Annotated in this window: 17 protein-coding genes and 1 tRNA gene; 8 read left to right on the top strand and 10 right to left on the bottom strand. The window is 68.0% G+C overall.

Annotated elements, in window-relative coordinates; all coding sequences use genetic code 11:
* The first annotated feature begins 110 nt into the window (after positions 1-110).
* The 3 genes from WFL22_RS04885 to WFL22_RS04895 are packed head-to-tail and all read left to right on the top strand — an operon-like array spanning position 111 to position 2718.
* Positions 111-1061: a metal ABC transporter substrate-binding protein gene (locus tag WFL22_RS04885; RefSeq protein ID WP_336991702.1), complete on the top strand. Its 951-nt coding sequence runs from the start codon at positions 111-113 to the stop codon at positions 1059-1061.
* The gene (locus WFL22_RS04890) at positions 1058-1849 is read left to right on the top strand and encodes a metal ABC transporter ATP-binding protein (RefSeq protein ID WP_336991703.1); all 792 of its coding nucleotides are present in this window, start codon (positions 1058-1060) and stop codon (positions 1847-1849) included. The genes WFL22_RS04885 and WFL22_RS04890 overlap by 4 nt, the downstream gene beginning before the upstream one ends.
* Complete coding sequence (locus WFL22_RS04895) at positions 1846-2718, top strand: metal ABC transporter permease (RefSeq protein ID WP_336991704.1); 873 nt, start codon at positions 1846-1848, stop codon at positions 2716-2718. Before WFL22_RS04890 ends, WFL22_RS04895 begins: the two co-directional genes overlap by 4 nt.
* Before the next feature lie 76 nt (positions 2719-2794).
* Here the strand turns inward: WFL22_RS04895 and WFL22_RS04900 are convergent, their stop codons facing one another.
* Complete coding sequence (locus tag WFL22_RS04900) at positions 2795-3181, bottom strand: SHOCT domain-containing protein (protein WP_336650860.1); 387 nt, start codon at positions 3179-3181, stop codon at positions 2795-2797.
* Positions 3182-3374: 193 nt separating this feature from the next.
* Positions 3375-4052, bottom strand: a complete 678-nt coding sequence (locus tag WFL22_RS04905; RefSeq protein WP_336991706.1) for a helix-turn-helix transcriptional regulator — start codon at positions 4050-4052, stop codon at positions 3375-3377.
* 251 nt (positions 4053-4303) lie between these two features.
* Between WFL22_RS04905 and WFL22_RS04910 the strand changes: the two genes are divergently transcribed.
* Positions 4304-4618, top strand: a complete 315-nt coding sequence (locus tag WFL22_RS04910; RefSeq protein WP_336650858.1) for a DUF7882 family protein — start codon at positions 4304-4306, stop codon at positions 4616-4618.
* 9 nt (positions 4619-4627) lie between these two features.
* On the opposite strand, the gene WFL22_RS04915 is transcribed toward WFL22_RS04910, so the two are convergent.
* The 4 genes from WFL22_RS04915 to WFL22_RS04930 form a co-directional block, all read right to left on the bottom strand.
* A complete protein-coding gene (locus WFL22_RS04915; protein ID WP_336991707.1) occupies positions 4628-5146 on the bottom strand; it encodes a hypothetical protein in 519 nt (172 codons plus the stop codon).
* A gap of 132 nt (positions 5147-5278) precedes the next feature.
* Positions 5279-5364 (bottom strand) — tRNA-Leu (locus WFL22_RS04920).
* Between the two features lie 217 nt (positions 5365-5581).
* Positions 5582-6076 (bottom strand): Cys-tRNA(Pro) deacylase, encoded by a 495-nt coding sequence (gene ybaK, locus WFL22_RS04925; protein WP_336650856.1) that lies wholly within the window; start codon positions 6074-6076, stop codon positions 5582-5584.
* 51 nt (positions 6077-6127) lie between these two features.
* The gene (locus WFL22_RS04930) at positions 6128-7936 is read right to left on the bottom strand and encodes a DEAD/DEAH box helicase (RefSeq protein ID WP_336991708.1); all 1809 of its coding nucleotides are present in this window, start codon (positions 7934-7936) and stop codon (positions 6128-6130) included.
* 71 nt (positions 7937-8007) lie between these two features.
* Here WFL22_RS04930 and WFL22_RS04935 point away from each other — a divergent pair, with 71 nt between their 5' ends.
* Complete coding sequence (locus tag WFL22_RS04935) at positions 8008-8841, top strand: SGNH/GDSL hydrolase family protein (RefSeq protein ID WP_336650854.1); 834 nt, start codon at positions 8008-8010, stop codon at positions 8839-8841.
* 50 nt (positions 8842-8891) lie between these two features.
* The gene (locus WFL22_RS04940) at positions 8892-9233 is read left to right on the top strand and encodes a spore germination protein GerW family protein (protein WP_336650853.1); all 342 of its coding nucleotides are present in this window, start codon (positions 8892-8894) and stop codon (positions 9231-9233) included.
* 8 nt (positions 9234-9241) lie between these two features.
* Here WFL22_RS04940 and gluQRS read toward each other — a convergent pair whose 3' ends face one another.
* Positions 9242-10186 (bottom strand): tRNA glutamyl-Q(34) synthetase GluQRS, encoded by a 945-nt coding sequence (gluQRS, locus tag WFL22_RS04945; RefSeq protein WP_336651624.1) that lies wholly within the window; start codon positions 10184-10186, stop codon positions 9242-9244.
* Positions 10187-10372: 186 nt separating this feature from the next.
* Between gluQRS and WFL22_RS04950 the strand changes: the two genes are divergently transcribed.
* Both WFL22_RS04950 and pdxY read left to right on the top strand, forming a co-directional pair.
* The gene (locus tag WFL22_RS04950; RefSeq protein WP_336991711.1) at positions 10373-11719 is read left to right on the top strand and encodes an FAD-binding oxidoreductase; all 1347 of its coding nucleotides are present in this window, start codon (positions 10373-10375) and stop codon (positions 11717-11719) included.
* 104 nt (positions 11720-11823) lie between these two features.
* Positions 11824-12693 (top strand): pyridoxal kinase PdxY, encoded by an 870-nt coding sequence (gene pdxY / locus WFL22_RS04955; RefSeq protein ID WP_336991712.1) that lies wholly within the window; start codon positions 11824-11826, stop codon positions 12691-12693.
* Between the two features lie 148 nt (positions 12694-12841).
* Here the strand turns inward: pdxY and WFL22_RS04960 are convergent, their stop codons facing one another.
* The 3 genes from WFL22_RS04960 to WFL22_RS04970 all read right to left on the bottom strand — a co-directional run bounded on the left by WFL22_RS04960 (position 12842) and on the right by WFL22_RS04970 (position 14554).
* On the bottom strand, positions 12842-13207 hold the full coding sequence (locus WFL22_RS04960; RefSeq protein ID WP_336991713.1) for a fluoride efflux transporter FluC: 366 nt from the start codon (positions 13205-13207) through the stop codon (positions 12842-12844).
* Positions 13204-13668 carry a fluoride efflux transporter FluC gene (locus WFL22_RS04965; RefSeq protein WP_336991715.1) on the bottom strand — a complete coding sequence of 155 codons (465 nt, stop codon included), beginning with the start codon at positions 13666-13668 and terminating at the stop codon, positions 13204-13206. Before WFL22_RS04965 ends, WFL22_RS04960 begins: the two co-directional genes overlap by 4 nt.
* Positions 13669-13876: 208 nt before the next feature.
* On the bottom strand, positions 13877-14554 hold the full coding sequence (locus tag WFL22_RS04970) for a cyclase family protein (RefSeq protein ID WP_336991716.1): 678 nt from the start codon (positions 14552-14554) through the stop codon (positions 13877-13879).
* Positions 14555-14584 lie beyond the last annotated feature (30 nt).

A 14584-nucleotide genomic window follows, 5' to 3' on the forward strand; every position in this document is an offset into this window, starting at 1 on the left:
AACATCGACACAACAGACTTGAAAGTTCGGCATGACGAACTTTAGGATGGACATCACCGAACCTCTTCGTCGATCAGCACCAACCCCCACCGCAACCGCACAGGAGCCCCATGCCCCGCCGCACCCACCGCGCCGCCGCACGCGGCGGCCTCACCCTCGCCGCACTCGCGCTCGCCGCAAGCACCCTGCTGGGATGCGGATCGGCCACTTCGGCAGACGAAGCCGCACCCGACGACGGCCGCCCCGTCGTGCTCACCACATTCACCGTGCTCGCCGATATGGCGCGCAACGTGGCCGGCGACCACCTGCGCGTCGAATCGATCACCAAGCCCGGTGCAGAAATTCACGGCTACGAACCCACACCGAGCGACGTGCGCCGCGCGGCAGACGCCGAACTGATCCTCAACAACGGCCTCGGTCTCGAAGCCTGGTTCGAACAGTTCGTGGCCGATCTCGACGTTCCCCGCGCGGTCGTCAGCGACGGTATCGAAGCGATCCCCATCGCCGGCGACGCCCACCACGGCCTGCCAAACCCGCACGCCTGGATGAGCCCACGCAGCGCGCAGCTCTACATCGACAACATCGTGACCGCCTTCAGCGCCCTCGATCCGCAGCACGCCGACGACTACGCCGCCAACGGCCAGGCCTACCAAACCGAACTGCAGAGCGTGCACGACGAACTCACCGCGCAACTCGCCGAACTGCCCGAGCAGCAGCGCGCCCTCGTCACCTGCGAAGGGGCCTTCTCCTACCTCGCCCGCGACACCGGACTCACCGAGCGCTATATCTGGGCCGTCAACGCCGAACAGCAGGCAACACCGCGCCAGATCGCGGGCACCATCGACTTCGTGCGCGACAACAATGTGCCAGCGGTGTTCTGCGAGTCGACCGTGTCAGACAAGCCGATGCGTCAGGTCGTCGAATCGACAGACGCCGTCTTCGGGGGCGTGCTCTACGTCGACTCACTGTCAGATGCCGGCGGCCCCGTGCCGAGCTACCTTGCGCTGATCCGCCACGATGCCAACCTCATCGCCGAAGCCCTCACCGGGAGCACCCCATGAGCACCCCAGACCACACCGCCGCCTCCCCCGCTCCCGCGCTCGAGGTCCGCAACCTCACCGTGCGCTACGGCGAAGTGCTCGCCCTCGATTCCGCAAGCTTCGCCCTCGCGCGGGGCCGCGTCTGCGGCCTCGTCGGCATGAACGGATCAGGCAAATCGACTCTGTTCAAGGCGATCATGGGCATGATCCGCCCCGATGCCGGTTCCGTGCTCATCGACGGCGACCCGCCGGCGCGGGCCCGCGGAGACGGGCGGATCGGCTATGTGCCGCAGAGCGAAGACGTCGACTGGGCGTTTCCCGTCTCGGTGCGCGATGTCGTAATGATGGGGCGCTACGGGCACCTCGGCATCTCGCGCCGACCCCGGCGGGCCGATCGGGAGGCCGTCGATCGCGCGCTTGAACGCGTCGAGCTGAGCGACTACGCCGACCGGCAGATCGGGCGGCTCTCAGGCGGCCAGCGCAAGCGCGCCTTCGTGGCCCGCGGCATCGCGCAGGGCGCCACCACGCTGCTGCTCGATGAGCCATTCGCCGGCGTCGACAAACGCTCAGAAGCCACCATCACCAGACTCCTGAAAGAACTCGCGAACGACGGGCACACGATCCTCGTCTCCACCCACGATCTGCACGCGCTCCCCGCCCTCGCCGACGAAGCCGTGCTGCTCATGCGCCGCGTACTCATGCAGGGCGCTCCCGAGGCGGTGCTGCAACCGAAGGCGCTGGCCCTCGCCTTCGGGCTCGATGTGCTGCACCGCGACGGCGACCTTCCCGACCGAGGAGACGAGGCATGAACCCGCTCGACTTGCTGTTCGACCCGCTCAGCTACGATTTCATGACCCGCGCCCTCGCAACGGCCCTGATCGCCTCGGTGATCTGCGCGCTGCTCTCCTGCTGGCTCGTGCTGATCGGCTGGTCGCTGATGGGTGACGCTGTCTCGCATGCGGTGCTGCCGGGGGTTGCTCTCGCCTACATCGTAGGTGCGCCCTTCGCGCTGGGGGCGGTGGTGTTCGGTGTGCTCGCGGTCGCCCTCATCGGTGCCGTGCGCGACTCGAGCCGGGTGAAAGAGGACGCCGCCATCGGCATCGTCTTCACCACGCTGTTCGCGCTCGGGCTGGTGATCATCTCGGTCGTGCCGTCGCAGACCGATCTCACTCACATCATCTTCGGCAATCTGCTCGGCGTATCGACCGCCGATCTGCTGCAGATCGTGGTGCTTGCCGCACTCGTCATCGTGGTGCTGGTCGTGAAGCGGCGCGATTTCACACTGTTCGCCTTCGATCCCACGCACGCGCACGCCATCGGCCTGCGCCCGCGCGTGCTCGGCGCGATACTGCTGGGGCTGCTCGCCATGACCTCGGTGGTCGCGCTGCAGGCGGTGGGTGTGGTGCTGGTGGTCGCGATGCTCATCATTCCCGGCGCAACCTCCTACCTGCTCACGGACCGTTTCGGCCGCATGCTCTGGATCGCCCCCGCGATCGCTGCGGGCTGCGCTGTTGTGGGCCTCTACACGAGCTACTACCTCGACACCGCTTCTGGGCCCATGATCGTGCTCGCGCAGGGCACCGCGTTCGCGCTGGCCTACCTGTTCGCGCCACGTCAGGGCGTCATCGCCACGCGGGTGCTGGCGCGGCGACGTACGCGGCAGGCCAGCTCGGCCTGATGCTCGGCTGAAACGCCTGACGGCCCCGCCTGGTGCCGAAGCACCGACGGGGCCGTCAGTTGGTGGTGCGCGCCAATCAGGCGAGCGCCTGGCGCTTGAGCGTCGCGAACTCTTCTTCGGTGATCGCGCCTGCGGTCAGCAGTTGGTGCGCGCGCTCGATCTGCTGGGCCGGGCTGTCGCCGGCAACGGTGCGGATGTAGTCTTCGGCGGCGCGCTGCTGCTCATCGGCGGCTGCCGCGGCCCGGCGGCCCATGCCCTCGCCCCTCGCGATGAGGTAGACGAGCGCGGTGAGGAAGGGCACGAAGATCAGGAAGACAACCCAGATGGCCTTCACCCATCCCTTGGTGGTGCGGTCGCGGAACAGGTCGCCGATGATCGAGAACAGCGCCATGAGGTAGGCGACGAACACGAAGACCCAGAAGAACCAGACGATGATGTCCCAGAATGATGTCCAGAAAGACACGGTGAACTCCTTTATTGAGGCTGAAATAGGCGGATCCCTGCCGTCTACCGTGCGTCGAGTGGCCTGCGGTGATCGCTATTGCCACCCGACGAGCCGAATCCTATCCCACCGAGTGGGCCCGCAGCGAGCACAGCGAGGGTGGCGCCGAGGGCAATCCCCCAGCGGGCCTGGCTCCTGGTGCGTTTGCGGAAGTTCAGCGGCGTTGGGCCCGCTCAGGCAGCATGCCGTGCTCAATGCCCCACCGCACTGCTTGTGAGCGACGTTCAACGCCCATCTTGCGGTAGGCGGCCCGAATGTAGGACTTGAGCGAGTTGGGGCTGAGAAACAGCGTGGCTGCGATTTCGTCGTTCGTGTGCCCCTGAGTGATGAGGGCGACGACCTCGGCTTCGCGCATGCTGAGGCCGTGCTCACGGCCCGGCCACGAGCTTTCTGGCTCGGTCAGACGTGCGGGCTGCGCGGCACGCTCCGAGAGGGTCGCTGCGGGCAATGCGGCGCGCTGAGCGGTGGTGCTGCGTGCGGGTGCACGGCCCGCGATCCGCTCGAGCTCGGCGACGAGTTGATGCGCGGGAAGTGCCTTGTCGATGGCGGCGAGTCCCGCCGCGCTTTTCTCCGCCTCGTCGGTGTTCCATGCGTACACCACGACGGTGCCTGTCAGCGGATCGGCGGCAAGTTCGTCGAGATCTTGCTGCGCCGCAAGCGCACGCCCGAAGGTGTCATAGAGGGTGAGGTCCACGCGCCGCCCGGAAACTTCCTGCACATCTTCCTCGACCACGCGCACCCGCTCGCCGAAGGGTTCGAGCATGGTGCGCAGCCCTGCCACGACAACCTCGTAGTCGTTGAGGAGACGAAGACTCAGCGGCTCAGTTTGCACACGATGAGTATAGGTAATGCGGCGGTGGGATTCGCCGCGAACGCGCCTGCCTGCGCCCCTGAACGATAGCCCTGAGCGGTGCTCCATACCGGGTGTGCGCCCACGAGAATACACCCCTGCGGGTGAGGCCTGCGTGGCTACAGTTGCCGGGGGAAACACCTCTTCCCCAACTCCACCGTGCCGGACGAGCCATCCGCCGGAACCGGCACCCCGCCTCAAGGAGTCGCTCAGGCCCGGAGACGAAGGCAGCAGTGGGAACACTCATTTACGGCAGGAACCAGGAGTATCGCTTCGACGACCGAACCCTGGAACATCTGCGAGTGGTGATCGTCAACAGGATGCGAAGAAACGAGTCATTCTTTCTCACCTGGACCGCTGACACTCAGCAGCGTGCGATCACCACCACGCTCTGGATCTCGGCCGGTGTGCCGATCGTCTTCCACTTCTCGGAGCGTGAGCGCCCGCAGCTTTCGCGTGAGTGGCTGCAGCGGCTCACGCAGTCGTCGTACTCACCCCGGGGGCTCGTGCTCACTCCGGAACACGCAGCGGATCGCGCAGGCCGGTGATCCGCCCCCTCAGTCAGTAGGCGTCGAGTTGTCCAGCTTCGACGGCGCTTCGGGCGCCTTGAATGCCGCGCGCATGTGATCGCTCGTCAGGAAGTCGGCGATGCCGATCATGATGAGGCTGAAGATGATCTGCTCGGTGACCATCCACGCGGGATACAGCCCGGGGATCGCCGCAAGCACCAGGGTAATGACGGGGAAGATCTGCGAGAAGAGCCGCAAGCGCAGATACGCCCAACGCCAGCCGAGCGATGCCCGCCACGCGAAGTAGAACAGGGTGACGGTCATACCGAACACCACGAGCGTGCGCATCCACACCGCGAACGGCACTGCCTCGCCGCCCGCAGCGATCGCAACGGCGATCACCACGGCCGCAACCCCGAGCAACAGCTCAGCGAGCAGCAACCACATGATCCAGGTGAAGGCGCGACGAGTCTTCGGATGGCTGCGCAGCTCATCGGAGATCGCAATGCCGGCTTGCCTGCCACCCGCGAGCTTGTCGAAGCGCTGGAGGATGCTCTCAAAGGTCATGGCTCGAGCTTAGCGAGCCATGCCCTGCTGCTCACGCTGAAACACGGCAGCCACCGTGGACATCACCCCTGCCCCCATGCAAACAACCCCCGGCCGGTCGCAATGACCTGCCGGGGGTTGTTCTCATTCACGTGCGCGAGGGGGGACTTGAACCCCCACGCCCTAATACGGGCACTAGCACCTCAAGCTAGCGCGTCTGCCAATTCCGCCACCCGCGCGAACGATCCGGACCTTCATCGGCCGAACAGATAGTAATTTAGCACGGATCCCGGCGCGGTACGAATCCGGCGGGACCGGCCGGGCGCGTCGCGCCGGTTGGACCGGTGCCGCGCCCGGTTGCTGAGCGCCGCACGGCCACGCCGATCCGCATCCGATCCGCTGCGACCCGCGCACCGCACTGCGCACCGCACCCCAGGTCCCAGCTCACGCCGCACCTCACGCCGCACGCCCGATCGACGCCACCACCGCGCCCGTCACGCGCACCAGATCCTGCGGCGCGAGTTCGATATCGAGGCCACGGCGGCCACCCGACACGAGCACCGTGCCGTGATCCAGCGCCGACTCATCGAGCACCGTGCGCAAACGCGTGCGCTGCCCGACCGGGCTGATGCCACCCACCACGTAACCGGTCTTGCGCTCCGCAAGCACGGGATCCGCCATCACCGCCCGCCGGCCGCCAAGCACGGCGGCAAGCGCCTTCACATCGAGACGACCCGAAACCGGCACAATGCCGACGGCGAGCGCACCGTCAACTTCGGCGAGCAGCGTCTTGAATACGCGCTCGGGCACGACGCCGAGCGCAGCTGCGGCCTCTCCCCCAAAATCGCTCACCCCGGGATCATGCTCATAGGCCCGCAACTCGAAGGGGATGCCCGCCGCCACGAGCGCGAGTGTTGCCGGAGTCGAGGCTGCTGCGCGTTTCTTTCCCACAGGCCCATCCTACGAAGCTCCACGCACTGCGCCTGATCCTGCCCCGACCCGCTACGGGCGCAGTCGCCGCCGCAGCAACTCGATCCGCTTCTGCAGCTGGGTCACCGAGGCCTGCGCCACTGCCGGACCGCCGCAGACCCGTCGCAGCTCGGTGTGAATATCCTTGTGCGGCTCTCCCGACACCTTCGCGTACATGCCCACGAGGCTCGACAGCAGCTTGCGCTGCTCGCCAAGGGTGCGGTGCAGCGCCTCGGGAGCCTCCGCTCGCTCCGGCGCGTGTTCGAGCAGCCCCTGACGGTTCGCCGAGCGGCGCGCCTGCCGCGCCTGCCGCTGCTGCAGCAGCGCCTTCACCTCCTGCGGTTCAAGCAGCCCGGGGAAGCCAAGAAAATCAAGCTCCTCCTCGCTCTCCACCTCGGCGTAGCCACCGAACTCGGCCCCGTCGAACACCGCCCTGTCGAAGTGCGCATCAGATCCGAGCGCCTGATACTTGAACTCGGCCTCTTCAAGCTCCGAAGAGGCGCGGTCCTCGCGCTCCGCCTCCGCCATGAGCGCGGCCTCGGCGTCCCACATCTCCTCCGCGCTCTTGGGGCCCTCGAGCACGTGGTTGCGTTCCTTCTCGAGCTCGGCGGCGAGCTGCATGAGCGCGGGCACGTTCGGAATGAACACCGAAGCGACCTCGCCGCGGCGCCGCGAACGCACGAAGCGACCGATGGCCTGCGCGAAGAACAACGGCGTCGACGAGCTCGTGGCGTACACGCCGACAGCAAGACGGGGCACGTCAACGCCCTCCGACACCATGCGCACCGCGACCATCCAGCGCGAATCCCCCGCCGAAAACGAGTCGATGCGTTCCGAGGCACCCGCATCATCCGACAGGATCAGCGCCACCTCTTCGCCGGTGATCTCGCGCAGCTGCCGCGCATACGACTTCGCGGCGGCGTGATCGGTGGCGATCACGAGCCCGCCGGCGTCGGGGATCTGCTGCCGCACCTCGCTTAGGCGGCGGTCGGCTGCGCGCAGCACCTTCGCGATCCAGTCGCCTGAGGGGTCGAGCGCGGTGCGCCACGCCTGTGAGGTGATGTCTTTCGTGTTGCCCTCACCGAGCGCGGCTTCCATCTCTTCGCCTGCCGAGGTCTGCCAGCGCATCTTGCCGGCGTAGACCATGAAGATGACCGGGCGCACGATGCCGTCGGCGAGCGCGCGCCCGTATCCGTAGTCGTAGTCGGTGAGCGAGAGGCGCGACCCGTCACCCTGGGGGGCGTACTGCACGAACGGGATCGGCGCATCGTCTGAGCGGAACGGGGTTCCTGTGAGCGAGAGGCGCCGCTTCGCGCTGCCGTAGGCTTCGCGGATCGCGTCGCCCCAGCTGAGTGCGTCGCCGCCGTGGTGCACCTCGTCGAGGATCACGAGCGTGTCGGCGTTTTCCGTGAGCAAGCGGTGCTGCACCGGTTTCATGGCGACCTGCGCGTAGGTGACGGCGACGCCGTGGAAGTGGCGGCCGTAGCCGAGCCCGTCGCTGTTGGAGTAGTGCGGGTTGAGGCGGATGCCCGCGCGGGCGGCCGCGTCGGCCCACTGGGTTTTCAGGTGCTCAGTGGGGGCGACGACCACGATCTGGCTGACGGTGTGGTTGGCGCGCAGGATTGAGGCGAGGCGCAGCGCGAACGTCGTCTTGCCGGCGCCCGGCGTCGCCGAGGCTAGGAAGTCGCGGGGGGCCTGCTCGAGGTACTGCTTGATCGCCTCCTCCTGCCAGGCGCGCAGCCGCGGGGCCGTGCCGTGGGCGGCGCGCTCGGGGTAGGCGGGGGGCAGGTGTTCGGCGGCGCTCGTTCCCGGGAGATGGAGGGCTGGATCCGAATCTGTCACAGCGTTCTAGACTAGCGGTGTAGATCGCGAGCGTTCTCAGACGGGCGCCGCTCAACGAACAGGGGTTGTCAGTGACAGAGGAACAGACGGGAATCGAGCTTCCCTGGTCGCGTTTCGTGGCCCTCGGCGACTCCTTCACGGAGGGCGTGGGAGATCCGGATGCTGATAGCCCTGGTGGGTTGCGTGGGTGGGCGGATCGCTTCGCGGAGGTGCTGAGCGCCTTCGACGGCGAGTTCGCGTACGCGAATCTGGCGGTGCGCGGCAGGCTGATCCAGCAGATCGCCGATGAGCAGGTGGAGGCGGCGCTGGATCTGCGCCCTGACCTCATCAGCGTGTGCGCCGGTGGCAACGATGTCATTCGCCCTGGCAGCGACCCTGACGAGGTGGCTGCGAAGCTCGACCGCCTCATTGCGCGCCTCAGTGCGAGCGGTGCCACGATCCTCCTGTTCACGGGAGTGGACACCAATTTTCAGCCCGTGTTTCGCACGATCCGCGGCAAGGTGGCAATCTTCAATGAGAATGTGCGCAAGGTCGCGAAGCGGCACGACTGCGTGGTGGTGGATCAGTGGGCGCTCGAAGAGCTGCAAGACAGCCGCTACTGGGCCGGCGACCGCCTGCACCTTAACGCGCTCGGCCACCACACGATCGCGCGCGCAGCGCTCGACGCCCTGAACGTGCCGCACGAGCTCGCACCGATGGATCCGCCACCCCTGCCTCTGCGCACCTGGCGCCAGGCCCGCAAGGAAGACGTGGTGTGGGCGCGCGAGCACCTGGTGCCGTGGGTGATCCGCCGCATCAAGCATGTCTCCTCGGGCGACGGCATCCAGGCGAAGCGGCCCCAGCCCGAGCCCGCCCGGCGCGGGCGCTCCAGCGACGCCGCGGGCGAGACGCAGCCGCCGGTGTGAGCTGCCTGAGACTCGTCCCGCAATCGCGGTCGAGCGGGTAGGGTGAGGGCATGGCATCACTCACCCAGCAGCTTGCAGACACGGTCACTCAGGTGGGCGTCCACTCCGCGTATGGCGAGCCCATCGAGGTCGACGGCACCACGATCATCCCCGTCGCGTGCACCTCGTACGGTTTCGGTGGCGGCGAGGGAGGCGGCGACCTCGAAGACGCTCAGGGCGAAGGCTCCGGCGGCGGCGGGGGCGGCATGTCGGTGCCCGTCGGTGCCTATGTGACACGCGACGGCTACACCCGCTTCGAGCCGAACGTGATCGCGCTGCTCGCCGTCAGCGTGCCGTTCGTGTGGGTGGCAGGGCGCGCCCTGGCCCGCATTATCCGGGCGCTCAAGAAGTAGGCACCGCGCTACTGAGCGGTGCCGTCGCGCCATAGCCACGGCTCGCGGGGCAGCGCTGCCGGGTCGAAACGATCGAGCAGCTGCGAGGTGGTCACCGGCTCCCCCGGTGATGCCAGCCCGAGCGATGCCGCGATGGCGCTGAGCACCATTCCGTTCGTGACACCGCTGTCGCGCAGCTGTAAGAGGGTGACCGCACCGTCGCGCTTCGCGAGACGCGCACCGCTCGGGCCCAGCACCAGGGGCACATGCGCGTATTCCAAAGCCGGCGGCGACGGCAGCCCCAGCATGCGCTGCAGCAGCATCTGACGCGGCGTCGACGACGCCAGATCGTCACCGCGCACCACCTGGTTCACCCCCATCGCAGCATCGTCGACGACCACGGCGAGGTTGTAGGCGACGGTGCCATCGCCACGCCGCAGCACGAAGTCGTCGATATCGCCGCGGGTGCGCCCCAGCACGAGGTCGTCGAACTCGAGCGCGTGCACTCCCTCCGGCGCGCGCAGCCGCAGGGCCGGTTTCCGGGGCAGGATCGCGGCCCGCACCGCCGCCCGCTCCTCCTCCGTGCGGTCGCGGCAGGTGCCGGGGTATGCCCCCGGCGGGGCATGAGGGGCGCTCGGCGCGGCGAGAATGTCGCGGCGCGTGCAGCTGCATTCGTAGACGAGACCCCTGGCGGCGAGGGCGCTGATCGCAGCGTCATGATCCGCCCCCCGCATCGTCTGCAGCACCGCCGGGCCATCCCAGTCAATGCCGAGAGCGGCGAGATCATCGAGCTGCCGCTCCCCCGCGCCCGCGTCGCGTGCGCGATCGAGGTCTTCGACACGCATGAGGAAGCGCCGTCCACTCGATCGCGCGAACAACCACGCCAGCAGGGCCGTGCGCAGATTACCGAGGTGCAGATCGCCTGAGGGGCTCGGGGCATAGCGTCCGGCTCCGACGCCGTTCGGCGCATGCACGCCGGAAGATGTCTGCGCGCTCGTCTGCTGATCCACCCCCTCATCCTGCCACGCGAGGCCGTGCGCCACCGCGGCCGCCCACCACCGGGACTGCAGGCCGCCGAGGCCGCAGCCGGCCACGGGCCCGGTGCCTGTGGCGTGCGCTAGCGTGGATTGCAGCACAGCGTCGTCGATCAAGGAGTCCGAGTGGGATCTTTTCAGCAGTTGCAGCGGGTATTCGGTGAACGGCTGGTGCGCGACCCCGCCCTCATCGCGCCCTACGCCATCGACACGTCACGGGCAGTGCCAGACGGCACCCCGCTCGCACTCGTGCTCGCCGAATCGACCGCTGAGGTATCCGCTGCGCTTGCCTGGGCTCACGAGCACCGCGTGCCGGTGAGCGTGCGCGGTGCCGGCACTGGCCTCACCGGGGGCGCAATGGGCTATGACGGCGGGCTCATCGTGTCGCTGGAGCGCATGAACCGCGTGCTCGACATCGACGCCCCCAATAGGCTTGCGGTGGTGCAGCCCGGCGTCATCACCGCAGAGCTGGATGCCCTCTGCCGCGAACAGGGCCTGTTCTTCCCGCCGGATCCGGCCAGCGCACGCAGCTGCACCGTCGGGGGCAACATCGCCACCAACGCGGGCGGGCTGCGCTGCGTCTCGCACGGGGTGACGACCGACTCGGTCGCCGCACTCGAGGTGGTGCTCGCCGACGGGCGCGTGCTGCGCGTGGGCGCACGCACCCGCAAGAATGTCGTCGGCTACGACCTCACCAGCCTGTTCGTGGGATCGGAAGGCACACTTGGCGTCATCACCGAGGCGACCGTTCGGCTGAAGCCCGTGCCGCCGGGCACACCGCGCACCTTCCGCGCCAGCTTCGATACGCTCGAAGACGCCGGGCGCGCCGTCACCGCGATTGTGGGCGGCTCGGTGCAGCCGGAGGTGCTCGAGCTCATGGACGCGCTCAGCGTCGAGATCATCGAGTCCTTCCATCCAAGCGGTCTCACGGTTCCGCGCGGCGCGATGCTGGTGGGTCAGACTGTGGGGCTCGACGCAGCCGAGAAGGCCGCCGCGATCACCGCTCTGTGCGTTGAGCACGGCGCGACCGACTCGGGGGTGTCCGAATCAGATGCGCTGCTCGAGGCGCGTCGCCTCTCGAACCCGGCGCTCAACGCCCGCGGCCTCAAGATCTCCTGCGACGTAGGGGTGCCTGTGGCGGCACTTGCCGAGGTCTTCCACGGCATCGCCGAGATCTCCGAGCACTACGGGAGGCGAGTCTCGACCGTCGCGCACGCGGGCGACGGCAATCTGCACAGCACCGTTGAAGCCCCCGATACGGCAGAGGGCATCGCCCTCGCAGACCGCGTGATCGACGACATCACCCGCCTCGCACTCTCCCTCGGCGGCACGATCTCGGGCGAGCACGGCATCGGGTCGGTGAAGCGGCACGAGCTGCCCTGGCAGCTCGACCCGGTGGCGCTCGACGTGCAGCAGGCGATTAAGACCGCACTCGATCCGCACAACATCCTCACGCCGGGAAGGGCGATCTAACCCCACCCATTCACCAAGCTGGCTGGGGCGACGCTCGCCGACCCGTGGTCTACTGCCACGCTGCGTCATTGGTCCACGAAATAGACCAGTGCGAAGATCGATGCATGCGCATTCTCTCGATCCAGTCCTCTGTTTCCTACGGTCACGTTGGCAACTCCGCGGCAGTGTTTCCGTTGCAGCGCATCGGGGTCGAGGTGATGCCTGTCTCGACGGTGTGCTTCTCGAACCACACGGGCTACGGATCCTGGCGCGGCCCGATGTTGAGCGGCGATGACGTGCGCGAGATCGTGACCGGCATCGAGGAACGCGGCGGCCTCGAGAACGTCGACGCCGTGCTCTCCGGCTACCAGGGCGGCAGCAGCATCGGCGACGCGATCCTCGACGCCGTGGCGCGTGTGAAGCAGCACAGCCCCCATGCCATCTACGCCTGCGACCCCGTGCTCGGCAATGCAGTATCGGGCTGTCACGTTGCCCCCGAAGTGCAGGAGCTAATCCGCGACCGCGTCGTGCCACAGGCCGACCTCATCACCCCAAATCAGTTCGAGCTTGGCTTCATCACGGGCACCTCGCCCGACACCCTCGAATCAACCCTCGACGCTGTCGATCGCGCCCGCGAACTCGGCCCGAGCACCGTGCTCGTGACAAGCCTGCTGCGCCCCGATCGCCCCGTCACCGCCGACGGCGAACCGGCCACGATCGAGATGCTCGCCGTCACCGGCGACGGCGCCTGGCTGCTCGAGACGCCGCGCCTCCCCCTCAAGCGCAACGGTTCTGGCGATGTCACCGCGGCCCTCTTCACCGCGCACCTGCGGCGCACGGGAGACGCGGCGGCGGCGCTGTCGCGCACCGCGGCGAGCGTCTTCGAACTGCTGGAGCGCACCCTCGCGGCCGGCAGCCGCGAACTGCAGCTCGTCGAGTCGCAGGAGGCATACGTGAACCCGGCGCACACCTTCGAAGCCCGGCGAGTGCGCTGAGCAATCGAGGTCACCCGTGTGGTCGTTTGCGCGTTGGTGAAACGGCCACTGGGATGACTCCGATGAGGTGTGTGCCGGAGGCACGAGCGGCAAACCGGGCAGGGCGGGTGCGGCGCGAGTGCGGGGCGGCCGCTGCGCAGATCAGGGATCAGGATCGCGTCAGCACGATGCCGAGCACGGCGAGCGCTGTGGCGAAAATCAGCATGCCCGGGCCGTTCCACAGGGCCGCACCGTAGCGCCGCGCAGCAAGCAGACGCACACTGTCGAGGCTCGCAGTGCTGAAGGTGGTGTACCCGCCGAGGAATCCAACCGACAGCATGCTTGCGATCGGATGATCGAGCGCGAGGCCGACGAGCAACCCCAGCGCGAATGATCCGCTCAGATTGATGAGCATGATCCCCCACGGGAACCGAGCGCGCACGCGATCAGGCAGGCTGGTATCGACGAGGTGGCGAACTGCAGCGCCGAAACCACCCGCGAGCGCGATACCAATCGCGACCGCCACGCCGCTCACTGTGCCGCCCCCCGCGCTCGCAGACGGCTCGGGATCCGCCCAGCCAGCACCCCGCACCAGCTCGCCGCGCCGCCGAGCACAAGCGTGAGCAGCGCATACAGCGCCGCAACTCCGAAAGCGCCGGCGAGCAGCAGCTCCGCAAGGTCGGCTGCGAGCAGACTGTAGGTGGTGAATCCACCGAGCAGGCCGGTGCCGAGCAGGAGGCGCATCGTGCGCCAGCGCCCGCCGTCTCCCCCGGCCCGAGTGATGACCTCGACAAGCAGCCCGAGCAGGAACGCACCTACGATGTTGACTGAGAAGACCGCGAGCGGAAAGTCGCCGCTGGGTGCGATCCAGGTCGAGAGCAGATAGCGTGCGAACGAGCCGATGGATCCGCCAAGTGCGACCACCGCAAGATCGGGCAGCAGTGCCGCGAAGCCCGGTCGTGCGTAGCCCAGCGACCGTACCCCTTCGTCTCCCACGTTCGCCCCTCACTTCCGCGCCCGAGATCGCTGCCCTGCCGAGACAGGCTTGGCTCCGGTGAGCCCTGCCGCCGGGCACCGCAGCAGTTTACCGCCGTGCGCGCGGCTCCGTCTCAAGCCTCAGCCGCAGTACCCCTGGGCGATGCACACCAAGCCCGAGTGGCCGGGAGCGATCGCAACCCCTCGCGGGCGCGTGGAACGCCCGGGATCAGCGATCCGCATCCGTCCACGCCACGACTCGGGCAGGCGCGCCGTCGGCACCCCGGAGCGGCAGCGGGAAGATGCCAATCCGGGCCCGCTCACCGAGCGCATCGAGCCCGCGCACGTTCTCCACAATTGTGCCTCCTCGCCCCAGCACCACGCTGTGCACGGGCAGCGGATCGGGATCGCCAGCCGTGTCTCCCCCAGCGGTGCCCTCACCAATTGCGGTGCGATCCGGGCTGAGCGTGTCGACGGCGAGCACCCGCATGCCGAGCTGCCATAGCCGTTCAGCTGCTTCGACTGTCACGAAGGGATGCTGCAGCGCGAGGTCATCGCCGAAGTGCCGATCCCAGCCTGTGCAGATCGCGACAATCGCGGGCACCGACTCGAAGGCGTCAAGGCCGAGCATGGCGGAGTCGATGCCGGCCCTTGCAGTGACTCGATCGGCGAGGTGCAGAATCAGGGCGTCGCCCGAGAGTGCGTCGAGCGGCACCTGGTCGATGGTGCGGCCGCCCGAGATCGTGTGCGAAGGGGCGTCGATGTGGGTGCCGGCGTGGGAGCCGAGGTGCAGTTCTGAGACCGCGACACCGTCGGCGGCGACGCTCAAGACCTCGCGCACGCGCACCTCGGGGTCGCCAGGGTAGACGGTCATGCCTGTGAAGATGGGGTGGCTCAGGTCGATCATGTCCGCAGTGTATCGGGGCGTGGTGGATCG

The organism is Leucobacter sp. VD1 (assembly GCF_037150695.1).
Classification (GTDB): Bacteria; Actinomycetota; Actinomycetes; order Actinomycetales; family Microbacteriaceae; genus Leucobacter.